This window comes from Microbispora sp. H11081 (assembly GCF_012999535.1).
Lineage (GTDB): Bacteria > Actinomycetota > Actinomycetes > Streptosporangiales > Streptosporangiaceae > Microbispora.
In genome coordinates this window covers 43,744-69,734 of record NZ_JABBWV010000009.1, presented here as the reverse complement: position 1 = coordinate 69,734, position 25,991 = coordinate 43,744, and the positions used below count along the sequence as shown (strand labels likewise).

Genomic DNA, 25,991 nt, shown 5'->3' with positions numbered 1-25,991 from the left:
TCCAATTCGGACCGCCTCGCGTGTGCCGGGCACGTCCTGTCGGTCGGGCGGGCTAGTCTGAATCCACTGTGAGGGAGCGAACCGATAGAGACACCAGTGTTCCGATGAGTTCGGGGAGGCGTCGTTGAGCGTTTCGGCCGCGTCCCACCTCTCCCCGTCCTACCCCGACAGAGCCGCCTGGGGCACCGCCCCGAAGCTGCGCGCCTGGCAGCAGCAGGCATTCGACCTCTACTTCAGCCGTGAGCCGCGCGACTTCCTGACCGTCGCCACACCCGGCGCCGGCAAGACGACGTACGCGCTGCGGATCGCGAGCGAGTTGCTCAGCCGCGGGATCGTGCGCGCCCTGACGGTCGTCACCCCCACCGAGCACCTCAAGCGGCAGTGGGCCGATGCCGCGGCCCGCGTGGGGATCAGCATCGACCCCGAGTTCAAGAACAGCCAGGGCGCCACCTCCCGCGACTATCTCGGCGTCGCCGTCACGTACGCGCAGATCGCGATGCACCCGGCCCTGCACCGGGCCCGCACCGAGGCGCGCAAGACCCTGGTGATCTTCGACGAGATCCACCACGCCGGCGACGCCAAATCGTGGGGTGACGGCGTCCGCGAGGCGTTCGAGCCCGCGACCAGACGGCTGGCGCTCACCGGCACGCCGTTCCGGTCCGACGACAGCCCGATTCCCTTCGTCAGCTACGTCGAGGACGGCGAGGGGGCGATGCGGAGCGTCTCCGACTACTCCTACGGGTACGGCCCGGCGCTGGCCGACGGCGTCGTCCGGCCGGTCATCTTCCTGGCGTACTCGGGGGAGATGAAGTGGCGGACGCGGGCGGGCGACGAGATCGCCGCCACGCTCGGCACGCCGCTGACCAAGGACCAGCTCTCGCAGGCGTGGCGGGCCGCCCTCGACCCGAAGGGTGACTGGATCCGCCAGGTCATCCACGCGGCGGACCGGCGTCTCACCGAGGTGCGGCGGGGTGTGCCCGACGCGGGCGGGCTGGTCATCGCCTCCGACCACGAGTCGGCCCGCGCCTACGCCCGGCACATCCGCGCGGTGGCAGGGGAGGGCGCCGAGATCGTGCTCTCCGACGACCCGGGCGCGTCCAAGAAGATCAAGGATTTCGCCACGTCGGACAGGCGCTGGCTGGTCGCGGTCCGGATGGTCTCCGAGGGCGTGGACATTCCCCGGCTCTGTGTCGGGGTCTACGCCACGAGCACCTCCACCCCGCTGTTCTTCGCCCAGGCGGTCGGGCGTTTCGTCCGCGCCCGCAAACGGGGGGAGATGGCGTCGGTCTTCCTGCCCTCGGTGCCCGTCCTCATGGGCCTGGCGGGCGAGATGGAGACCGAGCGCGATCACGTGCTGGGCCGCCGCCGCGACGAGGACGGCCTCGACGATCTGCTGCTGGAGCAGGCTCAGCAGGAGAAGAAGCAACCCGACGCGCTCGGCGACGAGCTGCCCTTCCAGACGCTGGAAGCCTCGGCGACCTTCGACCGGGTGCTGTTCGACGGTGGCGAGTTCGGCACCGCCGCCGCCCCCGGCTCGCCGGAGGAGGAGGACTTCATCGGCCTGCCCGGCCTGCTGGAGCCCGACCAGGTGGCCTCACTGCTGCGTAAGCGCCAGGCCGAGCAGCAGGCGGCCCAGCGCAAGACCAAGAAGAGGGAAGAGGCCCCGGCCCTCGCGCCGCACGAACAGCTCGCCGAGCTTCGCAAGGAGCTGAACGGCCTCGTCGGCGCATGGAACCACCGCACCGGCCAGCCGCACGGCGTCATCCACGCGGAGCTGCGCCGGGCCTGCGGCGGCCCCGCCATCGCCCAGGCCACCGCCGAGCAGGTCCGCGAGCGAATCGCGATGATCCGCAAATGGGCCACCCAGCGCAGATGACCCCGCCTCGCCCCTCGCCGTCCTTGACTGGACGGCGAGGGACGTCGTCGGTCCCCGTCTGGGCGCCGGCTCCAGGCCCGGAGGCGTGCTAGTTCCGGCGGACCTGGGCAGACAGGTCGTCCAACCGCTTGAGGATGGTCTCGAACATCATCGCGTTGGACGCCGCCATCCTGTCCATCTGCCCACCGAGACCCTCGACGCGCTCGCTGAGTGCGTCCATTCGGGTGGTGAGCCCGTCGACACGGTCGTTGAGTCCGTCCACGCGTTCGTTGAGCCCGTCGACGCGGTCGCTGAGTGCGTCCATTCGGGTGGTCAGTCCGTCGACGCGGTCGTTGAGCCCGTCGACTCGTTGGGTCAGTCCGTCGACGCGGTCGTTGAGGCCCTCGACGTTGTGGTCCAGTCGGCTGATCTCGCTGTCGATGCGGTCGAGCCGAATCGTGACGACGCCCATCTGCCGCTTCAGGACGCCGACGTCCGCTCTCGTCTCCTCGGAGACCTGCTCGACCCGGACCAGGCGGTCGCTCATCGCATCGAGCTTGTCCCAATTGATCTGCATCGCGTCATACGCGTGCTCCACCGCCTGCTTGCGGCAGTAGACGCTCAGCTCCATGAAATCATTCTCCAAGCGCTCGACGCGTTGTTCGAGGGTGGACACGGTCATAGGGCGTCCTCCAATCGTAGGGCAGCGCGACCGGGGCTCGCTGCGAAGGTGGGTGCATGGAGGGAATTGCTATCAGCTCCGCACCTTCCCCGGAGGGCGATAATCCGGGAGATTCACGGGGCGTCCCAGGCTGGATAAAGATTATCCAAACCGGTGTGGTGAATGGCCGCCGGAGCGGGGGTGCTTATTTCCACCGACGCGGGAAAGCCGGAATGGCGAAAAGCCATTCACTACGACATATGAGACCGTAGCGGAATGCGGTCGCCCGTGTGACCGTCGATGGCGATGTAGCGGCGATGATGCCGGGCGACCGGGCTCAGTTGGAGGCTGAGGGAGGCGACTCCCGCCTCGACGCGGATCGGAACGCGGTGCGCGCCCTCCTGCCGCCCGCCCTCAGTGCCCTCCTGAACCCAGATGCGCAGGTGATGACCGGCCTGGCGCACCGCCACCGTCGCGGTGTCGCACTGATCCGTGGCGGCCGGCCAGTAGACGGTGAGGCCGTGCAGGGTCCGCCCGTGGAACGACAGTCGTACGGCGTCGGGGGTGGTGACCCGCTGCTCGCAGGCGGGCCGGCCACTCGCCACGGGTGGGGACACCGCGGGCGAGGGGGCGGAGCCTGCCGAGTCGTCCGGTGTGTCCCGCCGGTCCAGTGCGTCCTGCCCGGGCGTGGCCGGCGCGCGTTCCCCGAGTGTCGCGGTGCCGGGGTTCCGTACGGCGACCGTCCTGGCCGGCTCGGCCGCGGGCCTCTGGGTGAACTCCAGGGCGATCGTGGCCGTCTGCAGGGCCGCCAGGGTCAGCGCGCCCGCGGCACGAAGCGCGCCCCGGTGGCCGCGACCGAAGAGGAGCCACACGCATACAGGGGTGAGGATGAGCCAGCACAGGCCGAGCGAGAACACGAACATCGGGCCGCCAATCCACGAAGGGTCGTCACGCTAGGTAATACCCCGATTACGCTACGCGGTGAAGTCGTTGACGTGGGGGCGCGCCACACCGGGAAACGGGACACCGTGGTCAGGCGGACGGCTGGGCGGCTGGGGCCGGCGTCGCCCCCGACGTGGCCCGCCGGGCGATGGTCATGGCCACGGCGCCGATCCCGGCGAGAAGGCGATCACCAGTGGGCAGTCCGGGACCGGCCGGCGGCAGGAGCAGGCCGCGACCGGGTCATCCAGGCCATGGCGGGCACGAAGGCCCGTTCAGAGCCAAGCAGCCGAGGCGGGGTCCGGCCGAAAGGCTCCCCCAGGGGCGTGCCGTACGGCCTGGAACGGCGGCGTGCGGGTCAGGAGCGGAGGACGGGCTCCCCGGCGAGTTCGACCCCGGCCTCGGCGAGGCGGGCGAGCGCCGACTCCGTCGTCTCCCTGGCCACACCAGCGGTCAGGTCCAGCAGGACCCGTACGGCGAAGCCGTTCGCCGCCGCGTCGAGGGCGGTGGCTCGCACGCAGTGGTCGGTGGCGATCCCGACGACGTCCACGGCCTCCACGCCGCGTTCGCGCAGCCAGGCGGCCAGGCCCACGCCGTCCCCCGTGGCGCCCTCGAACCCGCTGTAGGCGGCCTGCCGGGCGCCCTTGCTGAAGACCTCCTCGACCTTCGCGGTGTCGAAGGCCGGGTGGAAGTCCGCGCCGGAGGTGCCGACCACGCAGTGCGCAGGCCAGGAGTCGACGTAGTCGGGCTCGGCCGCGAAATGGGCCCCGGGATCGATGTGGAAGTCGCGGGTGGCCACCACGTGGTCGTACGGGTGCTCCTGGACGTGGCGGCTGATCGACGCGGCCACCTCGGCGCCTCCGCCGACCGGCAGGCTGCCACCCTCGCAGAAGTCGTTCTGCACGTCCACGACGACGAGCGCGGTCTTCATGGGATCACCTCACAGTGGCGATCACGGAGGACCGGCGTCGTCCTCATGCGCCGGTCCTCCGCGATCACTTGAAGATAGTAGGGACTGCGGGGTCTCCGGGGGAGAGGCTGCACGCCTCCAGTGGCAACTCCGCCAAAGTCGCACGGTGCCGCTCGCGGGCGGCCTCCAGGCTCTCGCGGCCGACGACCTTGCCGTCGCGCACCAGTTCGGCCAGGAGCGGGCGGTCCTCCGTGTCCACCGGCTCACGGGTGAGCACCTCGGCGGTCGCGGTGCCGTCGGCGCCGGTCCTGCGGTAGGCCCATTTGCGCCCGCCGACGCTCGGTTTGCCCACGGACGCTTTGGCGACGGGTTGGAGGGTTCCCGTGCGGTCCTCACGGGCCACGAGCTTGTAGACGAGGCTGGCCGTCGGATGGCCGGAGCCGGTGGACAGCGCGGTGCCGACGCCGTAGGCGTCGACCGGCGCCGCCGCCAGCGCGGCGATCGCGAACTCGTCCAGGTCGCTGGTGACGACGATCCTCGTGTGGCCCGCGCCCAGTTCGTCCAGCAGGCGGCGCACCTCCACGGCCACCACCGCGAGATCCCCGGAGTCGATGCGCACCGCGCCGAGGCCGGGCCCGGCCAGCTCCACGGCGGTCCGTACGGCCTTCGCGACGTCGTAGGTGTCAACGAGCAGGGTGGTGCCGCGCCCGAGGGAGTCGAGCTGCGCCCGGAAGGCGTCCTCCTCGGAGTCGTGCAGCAGCGTGAACGCGTGGGCGGCGGTGCCCGCGGTCGGCACGCCGTACAGATGACCCGCCATCAGGTTGGAGGTGGAGGCGAAGCCGCACAGGTAGGCGGCCCTCGCGGCGGCCACCGCGGCGTGCTCGTGGGTGCGCCGCGAGCCCATCTCGATGAGCGGCCGGTCGCCCGCGGCCTGGGCCATCCGGGAGGCGGCGGCGGCGATCGCGCAGTCGTGGTTGAGGATGGACAGGATCAGCGTCTCCAGCAGCACGGCCTCGGCGAACGTCCCCTCCACCACCATGATCGGGGAGCCGGGGAAGAACGCCTCGCCCTCGCGATAGCCGTACACGCTGCCGGAGAAGCGGTAGCCCGCGAGGAACTCGCCGGTCGGCTCGTCCACGACGCCGGCCGAGCACAGATATTCGATGTCCTGCTCGTCGAAGCGGAAGTCCTCCAGCGCGTCGAGGAACCGCCCGGTGCCGGCCACCACCCCGTAGCGCCGCGCCCCCGGCAGCCTGCGGGCGAACACCTCGAAGACCGCCCGTCGGTGCGCCGCGCCGCTCGCCAGCGCGGCCTGGAGCATCGTCAGCTCGTACTGGTCGGTCAGCAGGGCCGTGCCCGTGGTCATGCGCACGTGTCGAAGACTACGACGGTCGTGAGGCAGGATGGTTACGTGGGTAGCACAGCTCCAGCCGAGGTCGAGCGTCCGTCGTCGGACGTGCGCCCCGATCTGCCGTGGCTCACGATCGTGTGGAACGACCCGGTCAACCTCATGTCGTACGTCACGTACGTCTTCCAAGCCGTGTTCGGCTATCCCCGCCAGAAGGCCGAGAAGCTGATGATGGACGTCCACCACAAGGGCAAGGCCGTCGTGGCCAGCGGCACCCGCGAGGAGATGGAACGCGACGTGCAGATCCTGCACTCCTACGGCCTGTGGGCCACCGTCCAGCAGGACAAGTGATGAGCACGGGCTTCAGGGCGACGCGTGACGGGGTGACCGTCCGGCTCGACGCGGGCGAGGTGTCGATCCTGCGCTCGCTGGTGTCGCAGGTGCTCGGCCTGGTCGAGCCGGGGACCACCGGCGACGACCCGCTGGAGCGCGCGCTCGGCATCGGCGCGGCGGCCCCGCCGGCCGACCCCGTGCTCGCGCGCCTGTTCCCCTCGGCGTACGCCGACGACGAGGAGGCGGCGCAGGAGTTCCGGCGCTACACGGAGGCGACGCTGCGCGACGGCAAGCGGGCCGACGCGAGCACGCTGCTGGAGACGGCGGAGCCGGGCGTGCTCACGCTCACGCCCGAGCAGGGGCAGGCGTGGCTGCGGGCGCTCAACGACGTCCGCCTCGCGCTCGGCGTGCGCCTGGAGGTCACGGAGGAGGTCCACGAGGAGATCGCCCTCATGCCGGAGGACGACCCCCGCTACCCATCGTTCGTGATCTACGACTGGCTGACGTACCTGCAGGACACCCTCGTCAGGGCGCTTTGGTAGGTTGCCCGCATGCTGACGATCTCACGCGAACTGGTCGACAAGATCGTGGCCCACGCGCGGGCCGACCACCCCGACGAGGCGTGCGGCATCGTGGCCGGGCCCGCCGGGTCCGACCGCCCCGAACGGTTCGTCCCGATGGAGAACGCCGAGCGCTCCCCGACGTTCTACCGCTTCGACTCCATGGAGCAGTTCCGCGTGTGGCGGGAGATGGACGACCGCGACGAGGTTCCGGTCGTGATCTACCACTCCCACACCGCCACCGAGGCGTACCCCTCCCGTACGGACGTCACCTACGCCTCCGAGCCCGACGCCCACTACGTGCTGGTGTCGACCGCCTCCGAGGAGGAGACGCCCTTCCGGTCCTATCGGATCGTGGACGGTGTCGTCACGGAGGAGGAAGTCAAGATCATCGAGTCGTACGGTTAAACTTGAGTTATGCCCAACGATGACGCTCGTCCCGTGTCGTCACCGGCTGTCCTGTCGCGCCGGGTACGCCCGGGGTCTCCTGTGCAGGCGTTCCTCTTCGCGCACACGCCTTCTGTCGTCGTCTACGACTGTCGCTGACCCGGCTCGCTCGGCGGAGTCGCCCCGTACGGGGCCGCCGGGGAGATGATCGCTGGAATCGACTCCCACCTGACCATGTTTCACTCAGGTGAACGCCTACCAATCATGACGACCACTGATCAAGGAGATTGAGCCGACATGGCCATCGAGGTCCGCATTCCGACCATCCTCCGCAGCTACACCGAGGGCGCCAAGGCGGTCAACGCCAAGGGAGCGACCCTCGAGGAGCTGATCGGCGACCTGGAGGCGCGTCACCCCGGCCTGAAAGACCGGCTGGTGGACGAGTCCGGCCTGCGCCGATTCGTCAACGTCTACCTCAACGACGAGGACGTGCGTTTCCTCGGCGGGCTCGGCACCCCCGTCGCCGACGGCGACACCGTGACCGTGCTCCCGGCCGTCGCGGGCGGAGCGCGCTAGATGCGCTTCGACTCGTTGATCGACTCGGTCGGGCGCACCCCGCTGGTGGGTCTGCCCAGGCTTTCGCCGTCCCCCGACGTACGGATCTGGGCGAAGCTGGAGGACCGCAACCCGACCGGGTCGGTCAAGGACCGGCCTGCGCTGTGGATGATCGAGCAGGCCGAGAAGGACGGGCTGCTCACGCCGGGATGCACGATCCTGGAGCCGACGTCCGGCAACACCGGCATCTCGCTGGCGATGTCGGCCCGGCTCAAGGGCTACAAGCTGATCTGCGTCATGCCGGAGAACACCTCCGAGGAGCGCCGCCAGTTGCTGCGCATGTGGGGCGCGGAGATCATCTCCTCGCCGGCCGCGGGCGGCTCCAACGAGGCGGTGCGGGTGGCCAAGGGCCTCGCGGCCGAGCATCCCGACTGGGTGATGCTCTACCAGTACGGCAACCCGGCCAACTGGCGTTCCCACTACGAGTCGACCGGGCCGGAGATCCTCGCCGACCTGCCGACCGTGACCCACTTCGTCGCCGGGCTCGGCACCACCGGCACGCTGATGGGCGTCGGCCGCTACCTGCGCGAGCAGGTGCCGGACGTGAAGATCGTGGCCGCCGAGCCGCGCTACGGCGAGCTGGTCTACGGCCTGCGCAACGTGGACGAGGGCTTCGTGCCCGAGTTGTACGACGCGTCCGTGCTGACCACCCGCTACTCGGTGACCTCGGCCGACGCGCTGCGCCGGACCCGTGAGCTGCTGGCGGCCGAGGGCATCTTCGCCGGCATCTCGACGGGCTGCGCCTTGCACGCGGCCATCGGCATGGCCCGTAAGGCCGTCCAGGCGGGTGAGCGGGCGGACATCGTGTTCATCGTGGCGGACGGCGGATGGAAGTACCTTTCGACCGGCGCCTACGAGGGCACCCTCGACGAGGCCGAGGACCGCCTGGAAGGCCAACTCTGGGCCTGACCCCCCACCCCACCACCGTGATCTTGTAGTTAGTCGCACGCACGCCTGTGACCTGCGATGAAACCGTCCGTGATCTTGCACGGAATTGGCCTGCGGTCGCGTGAACAGCGCAAACGCGATTCGTGATCTTGCACTCCGGCGAGAAGTGCAAGATCACGAATCGCGTTTTGCCTGGTGCGGTGGGCTCTGGCATCGACCACTGCAAGATCACGAATGGTGGAACCGCAGCTCATCCGCTATCGGTGCGACAAACTACAAGATCACGGCGGGGGAGAGGGTGGGGGGAGCGGGGTTAGTTGAAGATGAGGCGGAGGGTGAAGGATGTGCCGTCCTGGCCGTGGGTGCCGCTCAGGCCGATCGCCCGCAGCATCTCCACGTCGGCGCGCGCCTCACCCTTCACGTCGTCCAGGTACAGCTTCTCCAGCCGGTCGAGGTCGGCGTACACCGCGTAGGTGGCGTTCCCGGCGTCGGGGACGGCCGTGCGGAACGTCTCGCTCTCGCCGAGCCCTCCGCCTGTTCCCAGAGCGGCGGCGTACTCCTCGGTGCTCGCGATTACGAACTGCCCGTCGTGTTCCGCGGTGGCGACCTCGGCGGGCATCCCCGTGCCGTTCAGCTGGGCCTGCAGGCGGGTCACCAGGTCGCGGGCCTTGGCGGTGTCCGTCGTGAGCACGGCGCCCACCCGGGGCAGGGGGCCGTCCAGGTCCTGCTCGTCCACGGCGAGCGTGAAGGTGCGGCCCAGCAGCGTCACGAGGTCGTCCGGCAGGGACAGGCCGTACTGCGCCCGCGCCCCGTCGAGGGTCTGCCTGACCATCTCGCCGCCTGACCCGTCCGCGGCCCGCTCGACGGACGGCCACCGCTCGCGCAGCAGGTCGCCCAGGCCGGAGACCGAGGCCGCCGCGACCGTGGAGGCGGGCAGTTCGCCGATCCTCACCGGCTCGGGCCGGACCTTCGTGGGCGTCCCGCCCCGGGTGATCCCGGCCAGTTCGGCGTAGTCGCCGGAGAACCGGAGGGCGGCGGCGAACCGCATGCCCTTGATCTGCTGCAGCATCGGCCCGGTGGCGACGTCGTCCCTGCCCGCCGCCTTGACGATCTTCTCCACGTCCATCCAGAACGACAGCACGCCCTGCTCGCCGAGCGCCGTGAGGTCGGCCGCGAATCGCGGGTCGCCGGACAGCGGCGCCGCCTTGACGTACTCGTCGGCCTGCTTCTGGCTCGCGGCGACGATGGCATATCCGTCGCGGAACGCCAGGCCGCCCGCGCCGTCGTCGAGACCCAGTCTGCCGATGCCGGTCCGGGCCGCCGCCTCGTCCTTCACCTGTACGGCGAGCACTCCGACAGGCTCGCCGCCGTCGGCCGTTGGCAGTACGGCGAGGCCGACCCGGTCGCCGAGCCAGGGCTCGACGTCCCTGGCGTAGTCGATCTCGGCGAGGCCGGGCTCGTTCTTCCGCAGCGCGGTGACGAGGGCCTCGCGGGGGTCGTCGCCGGCGAAGGAGCCGCGGGTGGCGGAGAACTTGCGCGCGATGCCGAACAACGCGAGCTTCTGCCCGGCCGACGGGTCGAGGTCGAGCCGGACGTAGGCCAGCGCGTCCGCGGGCAGCACGTCCTGCGGTTGCGCGCCGCCGCCGCTGAGCTTGGCGGCGGCCCACACTCCGCCGCCGCCGACCACGCCGACGAACACGGCGGCCACCAGCGCGACGATCCAGCCGCGCCCTCGCCGGGTCCGGCGCGGAAGCGGCGGCGGGTCGGTGAGGGTGACGGAGCCGATCTCCTCGGGCTCCGTCCAGGACGGCATCCGCACGGTGTGCGCCTCGCCCGGGGCCGGGCGGGGAACGCGGTAGGAGACGGTGCGGTCGAGGTCTTGTTCTTCCCCGGGCGTCCAGAGGCCGGGGTTCCAGGCATCGGCCTGCCGGGGGGCGGGTCCCGGGGAACCGGGCTGCCAGGGGCTCGGGTTCTGCGGGGAGGTCTCCGGGGGCATGAGGGCTCACTCACCTGCGTCGTCGTGGGGGGGGGTACGCCGCGACGGTAGGTCCGGCCGGTAGCGGCCCACTTGCAGGCCACTTGACCGCGAGCCGCCGGGTGGTCCCCAGCGGTGCCACGCTAAAGTAATCACCAGAACAAAATTCGGTAGAGCGGCGAGGGGCGCATGACCAAGTTCGACGAGGCGACGCAGGCCATCCGGGTCGACGACACCACCTACGACGTGTGTCTCGACGACGGATACTCCATCGGAGGCCCGCTGAACGGCGGCTACCTCATGGCCACGATGCTGCGCGCCGTGGTGGACGCCTCTCCGCACGCCCATCCGGTCTCCACCAGCGCCCAGTTCCTCCGGGTGGCCAGGCCGGGCCCGGCCCGGGTGCTGCTCGAGCCGCTCAAGACGGGCCGTACGGCGGCGATGGCGCGGGCGCGGCTCGTCCAGGACGGCGAGTCGTTGATCGAGATGCTTGTCACGACCGCGACGCTGGACGCGGCGGCGGTCCCTGACTGGGCGGACGGGCCGTCGGCCGCGATGCCGGACGTGGCCGACTGCGTTCGCCTGCCCGATCCCAAGCCCGAGTCGAACATGAACCTCGGCGCCCAGATGGAGCTGGTGTTCGACCCGCCCACGATCGGCTGGCTCGGCGGCGAGCCGACCGGACGACCCGAGTCGCGGGCGTACTTCCGGCTGGCCGAACCGCAGGACCCCGACCCGTACGTGCTGGCGCTCGCGGTGGACGCGCTGCCGCCGGTCGTGTTCTCCGCGGGGGCGCGGGGGTGGGCTCCGACGGTGGAGCTGACCTGGCATCTGCGTGCCCTGCCCGCGCCCGGGTGGCTGACCCTGCTCGGCGGCGGGCGGCTGATCAGCGACGGCTGGTTCGACGAGGAGGTGGAGGTGTGGGACTCGGCGGGACGGCTCGTCGCCCAGTCCCGCCAGCTCGCCCGCCTCGGCCGGGGCTGACTCGCGGGGGCGCGCGTTGTGAGCTTTCTTACCCTGGGCGGCGGGGATCGTTCCCCTAACCTTGGGAAGCGTGCCGGACAACACCAGGGCGATCGGGATCTTTGACAGCGGAGTGGGTGGCCTGACCGTCGCCCGGGCGATCATCGACCAGCTGCCCCACGAATCGATCTTCTACGTGGCCGACACGGCTCATCAGCCGTACGGGCCCAAGAGCATCGCCGAACTCCGCGCGTACGCGCTTGAGGTCATGGACCACCTGGTCGAGCACGACGTGAAGATGCTGGTCATCGCGTGCAACAGCGCGAGCTCGGCGGTGCTCAGGGACGCCAGGGAGCGCTATGACGTCCCGGTCGTCGAGGTGATCCAGCCCGCCACCCGGCGGGCGGTGCGAGCCACGAGGAACGGCAGGGTCGGGGTGATCGCCACGCGGGCCACTATCGAGTCGATGGCCTACAACGACGCCTTCGCCGCCGCCCCCGACGTGGAGCTGGTCGCGGTGGCCGCCCCCCTGCTGGTGGAGTTCGTCGAGCGGGGCGAGACGATGAGCGAGGACCTCATCGAGGTGGTGAGGGGCTACCTCAAGCCGATCCAGGACGCCGGCTGCGACACGCTGATCCTCGGCTGCACGCACTATCCGCTGCTCACCGGCGCCCTCTCGTACGTCGCGGGCGACGGGGTGACGCTGGTGTCCAGCGCGGAGGAGACGGCCAAGGACGTCTACCGCATCCTGCACGACCGCGGGCTGTCCAACGGCGCGGGCGAGCCGGGGCACCGCTTCCGGGCGACCGGCGACACCGAGCTGTTCGCGCGGCTCGGGCAGCGCTTCCTCGGTCCCGAGCTCGAGTCGGTGGAGCGGACCGCCCCCGGCATCGGCGACGTCACCGGCGTAGGGAGTTCGCGATGAAGCTGACGATCATCGGATGCTCGGGCAGCTTTCCCGGCCCTGACAGCCCGTCCTCCTGCTATCTGCTGGAGGCCGAGGGCTTCCGGCTGCTGCTCGACCTCGGCAACGGCTCGCTGGGCGCGCTCCAGCGGCACGCCGGGCTCTACGAGGTCGACGCCATCCTCCTGTCCCACCTGCACGCCGACCACTGCCTCGACCTGTGCGCCTACCACGTCGTACGCACCTACACGCCGGACGGCCCGCTGCCGAAGGTGCCCGTCCACGCCCCGGCCGGCGCCGCCAAGCGGCTCAACGCGGCGTACGCGATGCCGGAGGAGCCCGTGCTCGAGAACTCCTTCGACTTCGTACGGCTGTCGCCGGGCACCCGGCACGTCGGTCCTTTCGAGGTGACGGCCGCCACGATGAACCACCCCGTGGAGACGTACGGCTTCCGCGTCACCCACCAGGGCAGGTCCGTCGCGTACTCGGCGGACACCGGCGAGTCGGCCGAGCTCGTCAAGCTGGCCCACGAGGCCGACCTGCTCCTGTGCGAGGCGTCCTTCCTCGACGAGCCGGGCCTCACTCCCGGCCTGCACCTGAACGGCAGGCAGGCGGCCGAGCACGCCGCCCGCGCCGAGGTCGGCGCGCTCGTCCTCACCCATCTCGTCCCGTGGTACGACAAGTCCCGCATTCTGGAGGACGCCGGGCGCGGCGGCTTCGCGGGCCCGATGGAGTTGGCACGGAGCGGGGCCGTGTATGACCTAGGGTGACCCGTATGGCTCGTTCACACGGTCGTCGTTCCGACCAGCTTCGTCCCGTGACCATCACCAGGAACTGGCTCGCCCACGCGGAGGGTTCCGTGCTGGTGGAGTTCGGGGGCACCAGGGTGCTGTGCGCCGCGTCGGTGGAGAGCGGCGTGCCCCGCTGGCGCAAGGGCAGCGGTCTCGGCTGGGTGACGGCCGAGTACGCCATGCTGCCCCGGTCGACCAACACCCGCAGTGACCGCGAGTCGGTCCGCGGCAAGATCGGCGGACGCACCCACGAGATCTCCCGGCTGATCGGCCGCTCCCTGCGCGCCTGCGTCGATTACAAGGCCCTGGGCGAGAACTCCGTCGTGCTCGACTGTGACGTGCTGCAGGCCGACGGCGGCACCCGCACCGCCGCCATCACGGGCGCGTACGTCGCCCTCGCCGACGCGATCGCCTGGATGCGGCAGCGCCGGATGTGCCCTGGCGACCCCCTGGTGAACTCGGTCGCCGCCGTCTCGGTCGGCGTCGTGGGCACCGAGCCGATGCTCGACCTCGACTACAGCGAGGACGTCAAGGCCGAGACCGACATGAACGTGGTGATGACCGGCAGGGGCGACTACGTCGAGGTGCAGGGCACCGCCGAGGGCACGCCGTTCGACCGGACGGCGCTCAACGCACTGCTCGACCTGGCCGCCGCCGGGTGCGCCGACCTCACCCGCATCCAGAAGGAAGCCCTCTCCTGAACATCGAGGACGACAGCATGAGCAAGGTGGTCCTGGCGACCCGCAACGCCGGGAAGATCGTCGAACTGCGCCGGATCCTCGCCGACGCGGACGTGCCGGTCGAGCTGGTCGGCCTTGAGGCGTTCCCGCAGATCGGCGACGTGGCGGAGACCGGCCTCACGTTCGCGGAGAACGCGCTGCTCAAGGCGCACGCGGTCGCCTCGGCCAGCGGCCTGCCCGCGGTCGCGGACGACTCCGGCCTGTGCGTCGAGGCGCTGAACGGTATGCCGGGCATCTTCTCCGCCCGCTGGTCAGGCCGCCACGGCGACGACGACGCCAACCTCGACCTGCTGCTCGCGCAGATCGGCGACGTGCCGGACGGCCGCAGGCAGGCCCACTTCGCCTGCACGGCCGCGCTCGCGCTGCCGACGGGAGAGGAGCATGTCGTGGAGGGGGCCGTGCACGGCTTTCTCATCCGCGAACGGCGTGGCACGGGCGGCTTCGGCTACGACCCGATCTTCGTGCCGGACGGCGAGACCCGCACGACCGCCGAGATGACGGCGGAGGAGAAGGACGCGATCAGCCACCGGGGCAAGGCGTTCCGCGCGCTCGCCGCCGTGATCGCCCGGGTCGTCTCGTAATCCCGCCGTAAGACCCCCGGCGGGCACACGGGCGTAGCGTTCGGAAGGTGAACGCTGCAAGCACTCGCATGCCCGCCTGGGCGGCCGCGCTGACCGGCCTCGTCGCCGCCGCGGTGGCGCTCGGAACGGCCCAGATCGTCGCCGGTCTGATCGACCCCGGTGCGGCGCCGGTCGTCGCCGTCGGAGGCGCGGTGGTCGACGCCTCGCCCGCCGGCCTAAAGGACTGGGCGATCCGCACCTTCGGCTCCAACGACAAGCCGGTCCTGCTCGGCGGCATCGTCGTCGTGCTCGCGCTCGTCGCCGCCGGTCTCGGCCTGCTCGCCCGCCGCAGGGCGGCGTACGGCGAGCTGGGCCTGGCCCTGTTCGGCCTCGTCGGCGCGGTCGCGGCGTCGGCCCGGCCGGACGCGGGGGTGCTGAACTTCCTGCCTTCGCTGCTGGGCGCCGCGGCCGGCGCCTGGACCCTGTCGCGGCTGACGCGCCGCGCCATGGGCAGCGGCGAGGAGGACTACGTGGCGGCCAGCCGGGCCGCCGACAGGGAGGCAGGCAGGGAGGCGGCCAGAGAGGCCGACAGGGAGGCCGACAGGGAGATCGCGCCAGCGACGCGACCGATCTCTGGTTCGGCGGGTTCTGGGTCAGCGGGTTCCGGGTCAGCGGGTTCCGGCATGGCGGGCGCGGAGAGCCGGTCGGGGGAGCCCGGCCCCGCCGTGCCACAGCCGGTGCCTCCGCCGGTGCCTCCGCCGGTGCCTCCGCCGGTGCCACCGTCGGTGCCGCCTGCCATGCCGCCCGTTATGCGGCCGAGCGCGGGGGCGGGCGTCGGGCCGTACGCCTTCGACCGGCGCAGACTCCTGACGGGAGCGGCGACGGGAGTCGTCGTGGCGGGCGCCGCGGGTCTCGGCGGCTGGCTGCTGTCGGGCAGGAAGGACGGTGAGATCGCCAGGAGGAGCGTGGCGCAGATGCTGCCGCGCGCGGCACGCCCGGCGGCGCCCATCCCGTCCGGGGCGGACCTGCGGATCTCCGGCCTCGCGCCGTTCGTCACGCCGAACGCCGACTTCTACCGGGTGGACACCGCACTCGTCGTGCCGTCGGTCGACCCGGCCCGATGGACGCTCAAGATCCACGGACTGGTGGACCGGCCGGTCGAGCTGACCTTCGCCGACCTCCTCAGGCGGCCTCTCATGGAGGCGGACGTCACGCTGGCCTGCGTGTCCAACGAGGTCGGCGGGCCGTACATCGGCAACGCCCGCTGGCTCGGCGCCCGGCTCGCCGACGTGCTGCGCGAGGCCGGGATCCGCCGTGAGGCCGATATGCTGCTCAGCGTCTCGGAGGACGGCTGGACCTGCGGCACGCCGGTCGACGTGGTCATGGACGGCCGCGACGCGTTGCTCGCCGTCGCCATGAACGGCGAGGTGCTCCCGGAGGCCCACGGTTTCCCGGTCCGCCAGGTCGTGCCCGGCCTGTACGGGTACGTGTCGGCGACGAAATGGGTCACCGAGATCAGGGTCACCCGGTTCGACCGGGACGAGGGCTACTGGACGCCGCGCGGCTGGGCGCCGCGGGGCCCGATCAAGACCCAGTCGAGGATCGACCTGCCCAGGGACGGAGACGAGGTGACGGCGGGCCGTACGACCGTGGCGGGGGTCGCGTGGGCCCAGCACCGCGGGGTCGACGCGGTCGAGGTGCGGGTGGACGGGGGCGCGTGGCGGCAGGCGAGGCTCGCGGACGTCCCCGGGCCGGACACCTGGCGGCAGTGGTCGCTCGACCTCGACCTCCCGCCCGGCCGGCACACGATCTCGGTGCGGGCCACCGACACGACCGGTTACACCCAGACCGGGGACGAGGCCGAGCCCGCCCCCGACGGGGCGACCGGCCATCACACCGTCACCGTCACGGCCCGCTGACCGGCCCCTGCGGGAAGCCGGGTCTGGAGTTGGGAAAACCCGCCGTGCCCGGGACGACCCACCTCTACCATCGGCACCCTGATGTGCGCGAGGAGGGGGGCCAAGCGCGTGAACCAGGAGAGGGCGCGCCGGCACGCGAGGTGGCGGTTGCCGTCCGGGATGTACAACCCGGTCGTCACGGCCGACGGCCGGCGATGGCGTGATTACGAGCAGGCGGCGGACGCGCCCGCACCGTCACTGGAGGACCGCCGACTGGACGGGCGGATAGGGGCGCTGCCGCTGGGCGTCGACGCTATGATCGACGCCATGACCGGCACCATCGCGATGCCGGTGGTGCCTGCCGCGAGGAACGGCGACGGGGGACGCGGGGCCCATGGCCCTGCGATGCCGACAGGGCGTCGTGGCGGGCGGCCGGACCCGCGGGAGGCCGTCCCCGCCGCGCCGCCCACCGGTGCCGGTGCCGAGGACGACACCGGGGACGCCGAGGACGACCGGGTCGTTCAGGGGCCGGAGAACGACGGGGACGCTGAGCGCGCCATCGAGCCTGGCGAGGCGGCGGGCGGGACAGCGTGCGACACAGCGGGCGACACGGCGGGCGACACGGCGGGCGAGACGGCCGGAGAGCCCGCGGCGGAGACGCCCTGCGGGGAAACCTCCGGGAGAACCCACGGGGAAACCGCCGAGGAGATCGCTGGGGAGACCACTGGGCTGATCGCTGGGGTGATCGCTGGGGTGATCGCGGGCGGCGTGACTGACAGTTCGCCGACGGTCTCGGGAGAACTAGACCAGGAGGATGCTGAGGCCGGTCCGGAGGAGTCGGCCTCGCACGTCTCCACCGGCGTCTCCGCTCGGGTCTCCGCCCCGGAGGAGTCCGGGCCGCACGCTCCCGAGCACTCCGGTCCGAGCGCCCGAACCCCCGGGGAGCAACCCCTGCGGGAGACCGGCGACCTCGCCGATGCGGGGACTCACCCGGCCAATGGGACCGAGGCGGTTCACGCGGGGCTCAGCGCCGCCGGACCTGCGGAGGCCACAAAGGAGGCCACAACAGAGGCCCACGAGCAGGCCCCAGATCAGGGCACGCATGAGGCGGCGGGGGACGACACCGCCGCGCGCCCGGCCGAGCCCGGCGACGACGTGAGTGTCGTCGTCGCCGACGAGACGCGGGAGACGGTGACCGCCGGGGCCGCCGTTGACGACGCGATCGCCGCCACCGCCGCCACCGCGGCCATCGGTGAGAACGGCCCGGACGTGGTAGTGCCCGCCGCGTCCCGCTCGCCCGAGAGGCGACACGACGCGGTGACCCCCGGGGGCCGGGTCGATCAGCCGGGCGAGGCCCTGCCCGCCGAGGGACAGGTCGCGGGACAGGCCGCCGGGTCCCCGTCCGGCCAGGACGAATGGCTCACGGAGACCGTGCTCGCGCCGAGGATCCGCGCGCCGAAGTACGCCGATGAGACGGAGACCGAGGCGGGCCGGAGCGAGTGGCGTGAGGCGCCCGGCGGTGTCGTGGACGACGGTCCCGAGGCGCTCGCGGACGCCGACGACTTCTGGTCGGCCGTGCTGCGCGACGACGCCGAACGCGACTGGCTGGACGGCCCGGCCCGCCCGCGGCGGCTGGAGGAGACCCGTCCGTACGGCAGGCCGGGTGGGCTGGCCGAGGCGGATCCGGACGGCCAGGTGAGTCTCGCGCAGGCGGTGAGCGGGCGCTTCCCTGACCCGCGCGGCACCTGGATCCGCCTGATCAACGCCGAAGGGCCGACGGAGGACGCGTTCAGGTCCAACAACGCCGTCGACTGCGCGCTGTCGGTGATGTCCACCTGGCATGGCGAGCCCGTGGTGGCGGCGAGCAGGCAGCCGGAGTACGACGGGTCGGGCCGCCCCTTGCTGACCGGGGAGACCGGTGGTGTCGCCCGCGCAGAGGAGTGGCTCGGGCACCGGTTCGAGTATGTGGGCCACGGCCGCCGGGCGTACGTGGCGATCGCCCAGCGGCTGATCTTCGGTGGGCATGGCGCCGCCGCCGTCCTCATCACCCGATGGGCCGGAGGAGGCAGCCACGCCTGGAACGCCGTCAACTGCCGGGGTGAGGTCCTGTGGATCGACGCCCAGCGGGGGCACATGGCCGTCGAGCCTCCGTACGAGGACGTCACGGGGGTCTTCGCGGTGGTGATCGACCGCCAGGGCCGCCGTCTGTGACGGCTCGCGCGGAGAGCACCGGCCCGACGGCGACGACGGTCAGCGACGGCCATGGAGGGTGTCGTCCGCGTCGAGGCGGTCGACGAAGTCGAGGACCCGGGCGGCCACCCGCCCGGGGAACTCGCCGTTGAGTGCGTGGGAGGCATCAGGCCACAGTTCGACGACGCCTTGGGCGAGCAGTCGGCGGGCGCGTTCCGCGGCCCTGCCCGGATCGTGGATGATGCTGCGCCCGGCGATCACCGCGAGGGTCGGTACGCCGACCGCGGCGACCTCGTCGTCCGAGGGGTACGCCGGCGGAGGGAGGAAGGCGGCGTAGTCCCGCATCCCGGCGGAGATCAAAGCGGCGACCGGGTCGTCTGCGGAGACGTCGGCTCCGCTGGAGATCCAGCGCAGCAGTCGCTTTCGCCACGGTTCGGGGAGCGGCCCCACCGTTCCCAGCGAGACGGCGACCGCCTTCCAGGTGATCCGGCCGAACAGGCAGGCGGGATCGAGCAGGCTCAGCGAGGCGACCCTCTCCGGAGCGTGCAGGGCGAGCCGGAAGGCGGTCCATCCGCCGATCGACACTCCCAGTAGGTGCGTCCGGTCGAGGCCGAGCCCGGTGAGGAGTTCCGCGAGCCACACGCTGTGGTCGGCCGCGCTCGCGAAAGGCCTGCTCTGCACCGAGAGGCCGGGCTCGCCGAGCAGGTCGATCGCGTAGACGACGCGGCCATGGGCGCGGAGGCCGGTGAGGTTCGGCGCCCACATCGGGGTGGACGCGGTGCGTCCCGGCAGCAGGAGTATCGGTGTTCCGGAATCGGCGCCGTCCGCGCCGAAGCGGTAGGCGCGGACGGTTCCGAAGCCGGTCGGCACGTCCTGGAATCCGTCGTACGGCGGGAGGCCGGCCATGGCCCGGTCGTAGATCCGCCGGTAACGCGCGTAGGCCGGCGCGTCCCGGAAGTGCCCGAGGCGCCGTCGACGGAACTCCGCTCCGATGTTGGGCCGCACGAGGTCGTTCACGTACGGGTCCTCCCGTTCACACTTGGCGATACGATCGTATTGCATCGATATCACAATACGTTCGTATCGTAAAAACGGGAGGGGGCGGGCCGTGCCGAAGAAGGTCGATCACGCGGCTCGGCGGGAGGAGATCGTCCAGGCGGCGCTGCGGCTGTGCGCGCGAGACGGCCTGGCCGGAGTGACCATAGGGCAGGTGGCCCAGGAGGCCGGCGTCTCCAAGGGGCTCGTGCAGCACTACTTCGCCGGGAAGGCCGATCTGCTGCGTGCCAGTGCCCAAATCCTGAGAGCGGAGATCGAGCGCCGTGTCCGCGAGGCCGTCCGGGACGCCCGCGGCCCGGCGGACACGCTGAGGCGCGTGCTGTTGGCGATCGTCGAACTGGGCGTGACCGCTGCGGTCCCACTGCTCGCCGGGCACGCGTTCTTGAGCATGGCCGTCGCCGACCCGGAGATCCGCGCCCTCTATCGAGCCGGTGGCGACGCCGTCCATCGCGAGATCGCCGCGCTGGTGGCGGCCTCCGGCGCGGCACCGGATGTCGACGCCGGCGCGGAGGCCCACGCGCTGCTCGGTCTCGCGCGTGGCCTCGCGGACGGGGTGCTGCTCGGGGAACTCGGCGTCGACGACGCGGCCGCGATAGTCGACCACCACCTTCGCCGGATCCTGCCCGGGATGGCGACCGGCTCCGGCGCCCCCTCCTCGCAGCCGGTCTCCGAGTGACGATCGCCGCCGCCCCCGGCGGCGTTCCGGTGTGCTCCGGGCCGCCGCCCGGGCTACCCGCGAGGCGGGCGGCGCGGGCGGCCGGCGGCCCAGGTCCGTACGAGACCGGGGGAGCGGTGGTCAGGAGGCGGCCAGCGCCCCGACGACCGAGGCACGGGCGGCACGGCGAGCGGGCAGCACCGCGGCGAGCACCCCCGCCAGGCCCGAGGCGACGATGAAGATCAGGATCTGCACGGCCGGGAGCTGGAAGGAGACGTTCTGCGTCAGGGTCGTCGTCGCCGCCCAGCCGTACACGGTGCCGAGCACGACGCCGACGATCGCCCCCACCAGCCCGAGGACCAGTGCCTCGACCGAGAGCATGCCCCGCAACTGCGGCCGCGTCAGGCCGAGGGCGCGCAGCAGCGCGGATTCGCGGGTCCGTTCGTGGACCGACAGCGACAGCGTGTTGGCGATGCCGAGCAACGAGATCACGATCGCGAGGGCGAGCAGGCCGGTGACGACCATGAGCATGGTGTCGATGGCGTCGTCGAACTGGCCGCGGATCTCGGTCATGCTGCCGACCTTGACCGCCGGGTAGGCCGCCGTGGCGGCGTCCACCACCTTGCGCGCCCGCTCGGGGGCCACGCCGTCGGCGGCGTTCACCAGGATCTGCGCGTCGCCCACCGCGCCGAAGTGCCGTTCGAACGCCTGCTCGGCGATGGTGAACGCCGGCAGCAGGGACACGTCGGCCCTCAGCACCGCCGCCACCTTGAGCGAGACCTTCGTGCGTCCCGACGCGACGGTCACGGTGTCGCCCACCGCGATGCCGAGGTCCTGGGCCACGTAGTCGGCCACCGCGACATCGCCGGAGCCGGAGCCGGAGCCGAAGCCGTCCATCGTGCCGGACGACGTCTCCGGTTTGATGGCGGTGCCGATGGCCGACTGGTTGACGGTGCCGACCTCGTACTCGCGGCCGTTCACCGTCGCCTCCTTGCCGCGGAACTCGGTCACCGTGGCGAGTTCGCGGCTCGCGCGCAGCGCGTCCGCGACCGAGAGGGGGATCGTGCCCGTCTGCGCCGACAGGACGTAGTCGGCGGGGAACTGCTTGTCGAGTTCGCCGCCCACCGTGGCCCGCACCGTGGCGGTCAGGACCGACATGAAAGTCATCAGCGTCACGCCGACGGTCAGCGCCACCGTCGTGGTGGCCGCCCGCTTGGGGTTGCGCCGGGAGTTGTCCACGGCCAGCCGTCCCGGCACCCCGAACAGCCGCGCCGGCACCCAGCCGGCCAGCGCGCTCAGCGGCCGTACGATCACCGGGCCGAGCACCAGCACGGCGAAGAACGTGAGCACGCCGCCCGCCATGACCGTCAGCAGCGCCGTCTCGCCGGGCTCCCGCAGCACCCCGGCAGCGGTGAGCCCGGCCCCCGCCACAGCGAGCAGGACCGCGACGACCACCCGTACGACCCCGGTGCGGAACGTGTGCTCCTCGACCTGCGTACGCAGCGCCGCGACGGGCGGCACCCGGGTGGACTGGCGCGCCGGGAGCAGGGCGGCGGCCATCGTCACGATGAGGCCGGTGCACAGGCCGACGGCGATCGTCTGCGGCGACAGGGTCACCGTGCCCGTGGGGATGTCGGTCCCGAGGCCCCGCAGCGCGGCGACCGCTGCGGCCCCGAAGCCGACGCCCGCCAGCAGGCCGAGCACCGACGACAGCAGCCCGACCACGGCGGACTCCAGCACGATCGAGCCGAAGACCTGCCCCTTGGTGGCGCCGATGCAGCGCAGCAGCGCCATCTCGCGCATCCGCTGCGCGACCAGGATGTTGAAGGTGTTGTAGATGACGAGCGCGGCCACGAGCAGCGCGACCGCGCCGAACAGCAGCAGACCCATCCTGAGGTAGGACGTGTCCACATGGTTGCGCTTGGCGATCTCGTCGGCGCGCTCCCGCCCGGTCACCACCCTGGCGTCGTCGCCCACCGCCGCCGCGACGGCCGTACGCAGGCTCTCCGGCGAGGGGCCAGAGGAGATGACGTCGATCTCGGTGAAGCCCTTGGCACCGGTGATACGCCGCGCCGTCTCGGGGGTGAACGCGACCGCGCCCCGATAGGCGAGGTCCTGGTCGACGCCCACGTCGAAGATCCCGACGAGGCGGAACTCGTTGCGTTCACCCGCCCGGTCGAGCACGGCGACGGTCGCCCCGGGTGCCAGTTCCTGGGCCTTGGCGGTGTTCTTGTCGAGAACGGCCTCGCCGGCGGCGGAGGGAGCACGCCCCGCCGTGATCTTGATGCGGCTCACCGGGATCGACACGCCGGCGGTGGGGAAGTCGCCGACGACCTTGCCGTCCTTGCCGATCAGCGGCGCGTCTCCGGACACCATGGGCTGGGCGTCCCGCACGCCCGGCACCGTCCTGATCGCGGCGAGCGCGCTCTGCGGCAGGCCCGCGTCGTCCTCGGCCTCGCCCTCGGCCTCGTCCTTGGCCTTGTCCTTGGGCGTCACCACCACGTCCACCTTGTCGGCGTCCGCGGCGAACGACTGGGTGAACCCGGCGTCGATGGTGTCGGTGAGCACGAACGTGCCGGCGATGAAGCCGACACCGAGCACGATCGCCAGGGAGGTGAGCAGCAGGCGCAGGCGGTGTGCCAGCAGCCCGGTGAGGGTGGTCCTGAACACGGCTCAGGCCTCCAGCGCCATCAGCGTGTCGAGCACGGTCTGCGGCGTCGGCCGATCGATCTCGGTCACCAGCAGGCCGTCCCGCAGGAAGACCACCCGGTCCGCGTACGACGCCGCCACCGGGTCGTGGGTCACCATGACGATCGTCTGCCCGAGCTCCCGCACCGACCTGCGCAGGAACGCCAGCACCTCGGCGCCGCTGCGCGAGTCGAGGTTGCCGGTCGGCTCGTCCGCGAAGATCACCTCAGGCTTGCTGATGAGCGCCCGCGCCACCGCGACACGCTGCTGCTGGCCGCCCGACAGCTCACTCGGCTTGTGCCTCAGCCGGTCCTGGAGGCCCACCGTCTCGATCACGCGGTCGAACAGCGCCTGGTCGGCCTGCCGGCCCGCGATCTCCAGCGGGAGCCGGATGTTCTGCTCGGCCGTCAGCGTCGGCAGCAAATTGAACGCCTGGAAGATGAAACCGACGCGCTCGCGCCGCAGGAGCGTGAGCCGCTTGTCGTTCAAACCGGTGATCTCGACGTCGCCGATGCTCACCCGGCCGTCCGTCACGGTGTCCAATCCGGCCAGGCAGTGCATCAGGGTGGACTTACCGGAGCCGGACGGCCCCATGATCGCGGTGAACGCCTCCGCGGCGAAGCCCACGTCGATACCGCGCAGCGCGTGCACCGCCGCGTCGCCCTCGCCGTACACCTTCGTCAGTCCCTGCGCGACGACCGCCGCGCGAACCTTGGTAGTTGTGGTCATGACGCCACGCTATGGCCGTGATCAGGGCGTTTCCTCGGCCTCGCGAACGTTCTCCGCGTGCGGCCCAGGGACGGGACCCGAGCGACATGTGCGACTCAGGGGGTAGTCCGCACTCAGACCGGCGGATGATCGGGGGAGACCACGCCGGTCTCGTACGCGTAGACGACCACCTGGGCGCGGTCGCGCAGCCCCAGCTTGGCCAGGATGCGACCGAGGTGGGTCTTCACGGTCGCCTCCGCGAGATGTAGCCGCGCCGCGATCTCGGCGTTCGACAGGCCGCGGGCCACGTGGACCATCACCTCCCGCTCCCGCGCCGTCAGCACGCCGGCGTCCTGCCGCCGCTGGTCACCCTCCGGCAGCAGCGCGGCGAAACGGTCGAGCAGGCGGCGGGTCGTGCTCGGCGCGACCACCGCGTCACCCGTGTGGACCGACCGGATCGCGCTGATCAGCTCGTCCGGCGGCACGTCCTTCAGCAGGAACCCCGCCGCACCCGCCTTGATCGCGGCGAACGCGTACTCGTCGAGGTCGAACGTCGTCAGGATCAGCACCTTGGGGCCGTCCGGCGCCGCGCAGATGACGCGGGCCGCCTCCACGCCGTCCATTCGCGGCATGCGGACGTCCATGAGAACCACGTCCGCCTCGATCGTGCGCAGCGCCTCGACGGCCGCCAGGCCGTCCGCCGCCTCACCCACGACGTCGATGTCCGGTTGCGCCCCGAGCACCATCCGGAACCCGGTCCGCACCAATTCCTGGTCGTCGACCAGCATGACGCGTATCACTGCCGCTCAGCTCCGCTCGTTCCTCGCCGCGATCTCGCAACCGTACGCCGTCGGGTGGACGGCCCGGACACCCGGTCATGCCGGTCGGGCGCCGGCGGTCGCCATGATGCGGCCGCACCGTGGGGGTCCTGACCTGGCACCAGGCCGCGCCGGTGGGGGCCCTGGCGGCCGCCCGTGACGCGGGCGTGCCAGTGGGGGTGCTGGCGGTCGCCTGTCACGCGGCCATGGCGATGGGAATTCGGACGACCACCCGGAACCCGCCGCCGGGCCGGGGAGCCGCCTCGACGCTCCCGCCGTACATCGCCGCCCGTTCCCGCATGCCGATCAAACCGTGCCCGCCGACCAGCCGAGGAGCCGCGGCGCCCCTGCCGTCGTCGCTGATCCTCAGCTCGATGTCGCCCCTGCCGTACGTCAGCTCCACCCAGGCCCGCGTGCCGGGGCCGCCATGCTTGAGCGCGTTCGTCAGGGCCTCCTGCACGATCCGGTAGACGGCGAGCTGTTCGCCTTCCGGCAGGGCCCGCGCGGTGCCCGACACGGTGAACTCGGTCGGCAGCCCCGAGTCCCTGACCTGCTTGACCAGGTCGCCGAGCTGGGCCACGCCGGGCTGCGGAGCGTACTCCTCCCGCGGGCTGCCGGCGTCCTGCCGCAGGACGCCCACCAGCCTGCGCATCTCCGCCAGCGCCTGCCGCCCGGTCGCGGAGATCGCCTGCAGGGCGCGCCGCGCCTGCTCCGGGTCGCTGTCGAGGGCGTAACCCGCGCCGTCGGCCTGGACGACCATCACGCTGACGTTGTGCGCCACCACGTCGTGCAGCTCACGGGCGATGCGGGCGCGCTCGGCGGCGGCGGCGATGCGCGCCTGCTGGTCGCGCTCCCGCTCGGCCCGCTCGGCGCGCTCGACGAGACTGTCCACGTAGCGGCGGCGCGTGTTCGCGTAGATCCCGGCGATCCAGACGGCGACGATGAAGGCGGACGACGACGTCCACGACCCCCAGGCGTCGGGAGACCAGCGCAGCATCGCCAGCAGCAGTCCAAGCTCGGCGACGGCCCCGGCGGCCAGCGCCCATCGCAGCGTGCAGCGCGAGGCGACGCCGTACAGCGCCACGAGCACCGCGATGTTGGCGGGCAGCATGATGATGTCGAGCAGCCATTGGACGAAGCTGACGGTGGCGACCACGGCGAACACCTCGCGCGGGTGGTCGCGACGCCACACCAGCGGCACGATGAGCGCGGCCGACACCAGCAGCAGCCCGGGCACACCCGCGTGCTTGGCCCCGGCGGAGCCCGACACGGTGAAGGCCTCGATGGTGATCAAGCTCAACAGGGCCACGGGGGAGACCGTGAGCGCGTCCACGAGCTTGCTGTGGCGCCTGGTCCAGGCGCGCAGTCTGCCGAACACCTCCCCACCATACGTATCCGCTGCTCAGGAACGTCTCACCCTTCCGGCGGATACGGCCGTACGACTTAGGTCGCAGCCGCCCGCCGCGTTTACGCCGTTCTTACGGATCACCCCGCATCCTTGTTTTCGGGAACGCTTCTGTGAAGCGGGGTAAAGGGAGATCTGAATGGC

24 protein-coding genes are annotated in these 25,991 nt (G+C 71.8%); 14 read left to right on the top strand and 10 right to left on the bottom strand.

The window, feature by feature from the left end; all coding sequences use genetic code 11:
• The first annotated feature begins 124 nt into the window (after positions 1–124).
• Positions 125–1,876 (top strand): DEAD/DEAH box helicase, encoded by a 1,752-nt coding sequence (locus HHX31_RS22235; protein WP_169950265.1) that lies wholly within the window; start codon positions 125–127, stop codon positions 1,874–1,876.
• A gap of 88 nt (positions 1,877–1,964) precedes the next feature.
• Here the strand turns inward: HHX31_RS22235 and HHX31_RS22230 are convergent, their stop codons facing one another.
• The 4 genes from HHX31_RS22230 to HHX31_RS22215 all read right to left on the bottom strand — a co-directional run bounded on the left by HHX31_RS22230 (position 1,965) and on the right by HHX31_RS22215 (position 5,737).
• Complete coding sequence (locus HHX31_RS22230) at positions 1,965–2,537, bottom strand: hypothetical protein (protein WP_169950264.1); 573 nt, start codon at positions 2,535–2,537, stop codon at positions 1,965–1,967.
• Positions 2,538–2,767: 230 nt separating this feature from the next.
• Complete coding sequence (locus tag HHX31_RS22225) at positions 2,768–3,439, bottom strand: hypothetical protein (RefSeq protein ID WP_169950263.1); 672 nt, start codon at positions 3,437–3,439, stop codon at positions 2,768–2,770.
• A 374-nt stretch (positions 3,440–3,813) separates the two neighbouring features.
• Complete coding sequence (locus HHX31_RS22220) at positions 3,814–4,386, bottom strand: nicotinamidase (protein ID WP_169950262.1); 573 nt, start codon at positions 4,384–4,386, stop codon at positions 3,814–3,816.
• A 64-nt stretch (positions 4,387–4,450) separates the two neighbouring features.
• On the bottom strand, positions 4,451–5,737 hold the full coding sequence (locus tag HHX31_RS22215; protein WP_311932161.1) for a nicotinate phosphoribosyltransferase: 1,287 nt from the start codon (positions 5,735–5,737) through the stop codon (positions 4,451–4,453).
• Positions 5,738–5,776: 39 nt separating this feature from the next.
• Between HHX31_RS22215 and clpS the strand changes: the two genes are divergently transcribed.
• The 5 genes from clpS to HHX31_RS22190 all read left to right on the top strand — a co-directional run bounded on the left by clpS (position 5,777) and on the right by HHX31_RS22190 (position 8,517).
• The gene (gene clpS, locus HHX31_RS34560; protein WP_169950261.1) at positions 5,777–6,064 is read left to right on the top strand and encodes an ATP-dependent Clp protease adapter ClpS; all 288 of its coding nucleotides are present in this window, start codon (positions 5,777–5,779) and stop codon (positions 6,062–6,064) included.
• Complete coding sequence (locus tag HHX31_RS22205) at positions 6,064–6,588, top strand: DUF2017 domain-containing protein (RefSeq protein WP_169950260.1); 525 nt, start codon at positions 6,064–6,066, stop codon at positions 6,586–6,588. Before clpS ends, HHX31_RS22205 begins: the two co-directional genes overlap by 1 nt.
• 9 nt (positions 6,589–6,597) lie before the next feature.
• A complete protein-coding gene (locus tag HHX31_RS22200) occupies positions 6,598–7,014 on the top strand; it encodes a Mov34/MPN/PAD-1 family protein (protein WP_169950259.1) in 417 nt (138 codons plus the stop codon).
• A gap of 276 nt (positions 7,015–7,290) precedes the next feature.
• Positions 7,291–7,569, top strand: a complete 279-nt coding sequence (locus tag HHX31_RS22195; protein WP_169950258.1) for a MoaD/ThiS family protein — start codon at positions 7,291–7,293, stop codon at positions 7,567–7,569.
• On the top strand, positions 7,570–8,517 hold the full coding sequence (locus HHX31_RS22190; RefSeq protein ID WP_030510924.1) for a PLP-dependent cysteine synthase family protein: 948 nt from the start codon (positions 7,570–7,572) through the stop codon (positions 8,515–8,517). It abuts the gene before it with no gap.
• A 292-nt stretch (positions 8,518–8,809) separates the two neighbouring features.
• On the opposite strand, the gene HHX31_RS22185 is transcribed toward HHX31_RS22190, so the two are convergent.
• Positions 8,810–10,492, bottom strand: a complete 1,683-nt coding sequence (locus HHX31_RS22185; protein WP_169950257.1) for a DUF3352 domain-containing protein — start codon at positions 10,490–10,492, stop codon at positions 8,810–8,812.
• Positions 10,493–10,660: 168 nt separating this feature from the next.
• On the opposite strand from HHX31_RS22185, the gene HHX31_RS22180 reads away from it, so the two are divergent.
• From HHX31_RS22180 to HHX31_RS35240, 7 genes are all read left to right on the top strand, one after another.
• Positions 10,661–11,455, top strand: a complete 795-nt coding sequence (locus tag HHX31_RS22180; protein ID WP_169950256.1) for a thioesterase family protein — start codon at positions 10,661–10,663, stop codon at positions 11,453–11,455.
• Positions 11,456–11,525: 70 nt separating this feature from the next.
• Positions 11,526–12,359 (top strand): glutamate racemase, encoded by an 834-nt coding sequence (gene murI / locus HHX31_RS22175; protein ID WP_311932160.1) that lies wholly within the window; start codon positions 11,526–11,528, stop codon positions 12,357–12,359.
• Positions 12,356–13,108, top strand: a complete 753-nt coding sequence (locus HHX31_RS22170) for an MBL fold metallo-hydrolase (RefSeq protein WP_169950254.1) — start codon at positions 12,356–12,358, stop codon at positions 13,106–13,108. Before murI ends, HHX31_RS22170 begins: the two co-directional genes overlap by 4 nt.
• A gap of 5 nt (positions 13,109–13,113) precedes the next feature.
• Positions 13,114–13,830 (top strand): ribonuclease PH, encoded by a 717-nt coding sequence (gene rph / locus HHX31_RS22165; RefSeq protein WP_169950253.1) that lies wholly within the window; start codon positions 13,114–13,116, stop codon positions 13,828–13,830.
• Between the two features lie 17 nt (positions 13,831–13,847).
• Positions 13,848–14,450 (top strand): XTP/dITP diphosphatase, encoded by a 603-nt coding sequence (locus tag HHX31_RS22160; protein WP_169950252.1) that lies wholly within the window; start codon positions 13,848–13,850, stop codon positions 14,448–14,450.
• A 47-nt stretch (positions 14,451–14,497) separates the two neighbouring features.
• Positions 14,498–16,348: a molybdopterin-dependent oxidoreductase gene (locus HHX31_RS22155; protein WP_311932159.1), complete on the top strand. Its 1,851-nt coding sequence runs from the start codon at positions 14,498–14,500 to the stop codon at positions 16,346–16,348.
• A 108-nt stretch (positions 16,349–16,456) separates the two neighbouring features.
• A complete protein-coding gene (locus tag HHX31_RS35240; protein WP_311932158.1) occupies positions 16,457–18,538 on the top strand; it encodes a toxin glutamine deamidase domain-containing protein in 2,082 nt (693 codons plus the stop codon).
• A gap of 39 nt (positions 18,539–18,577) precedes the next feature.
• On the opposite strand, the gene HHX31_RS22145 is transcribed toward HHX31_RS35240, so the two are convergent.
• Positions 18,578–19,579 carry an alpha/beta fold hydrolase gene (locus HHX31_RS22145; protein WP_169950251.1) on the bottom strand — a complete coding sequence of 334 codons (1,002 nt, stop codon included), beginning with the start codon at positions 19,577–19,579 and terminating at the stop codon, positions 18,578–18,580.
• Between the two features lie 46 nt (positions 19,580–19,625).
• On the opposite strand from HHX31_RS22145, the gene HHX31_RS22140 reads away from it, so the two are divergent.
• Positions 19,626–20,249: a TetR family transcriptional regulator gene (locus HHX31_RS22140; protein WP_211590173.1), complete on the top strand. Its 624-nt coding sequence runs from the start codon at positions 19,626–19,628 to the stop codon at positions 20,247–20,249.
• Between the two features lie 120 nt (positions 20,250–20,369).
• On the opposite strand, the gene HHX31_RS22135 is transcribed toward HHX31_RS22140, so the two are convergent.
• From HHX31_RS22135 to HHX31_RS22120, 4 genes are all read right to left on the bottom strand, one after another.
• A complete protein-coding gene (locus HHX31_RS22135; RefSeq protein ID WP_169950249.1) occupies positions 20,370–22,898 on the bottom strand; it encodes an FtsX-like permease family protein in 2,529 nt (842 codons plus the stop codon).
• A gap of 3 nt (positions 22,899–22,901) precedes the next feature.
• Complete coding sequence (locus HHX31_RS22130; protein ID WP_169950248.1) at positions 22,902–23,645, bottom strand: ABC transporter ATP-binding protein; 744 nt, start codon at positions 23,643–23,645, stop codon at positions 22,902–22,904.
• Positions 23,646–23,758: 113 nt separating this feature from the next.
• Positions 23,759–24,424, bottom strand: a complete 666-nt coding sequence (locus HHX31_RS22125) for a response regulator transcription factor (protein ID WP_311932157.1) — start codon at positions 24,422–24,424, stop codon at positions 23,759–23,761.
• A 214-nt stretch (positions 24,425–24,638) separates the two neighbouring features.
• Positions 24,639–25,820, bottom strand: a complete 1,182-nt coding sequence (locus HHX31_RS22120) for a sensor histidine kinase (protein ID WP_169950246.1) — start codon at positions 25,818–25,820, stop codon at positions 24,639–24,641.
• Between the last annotated feature and the right edge of the window lie 171 nt (positions 25,821–25,991).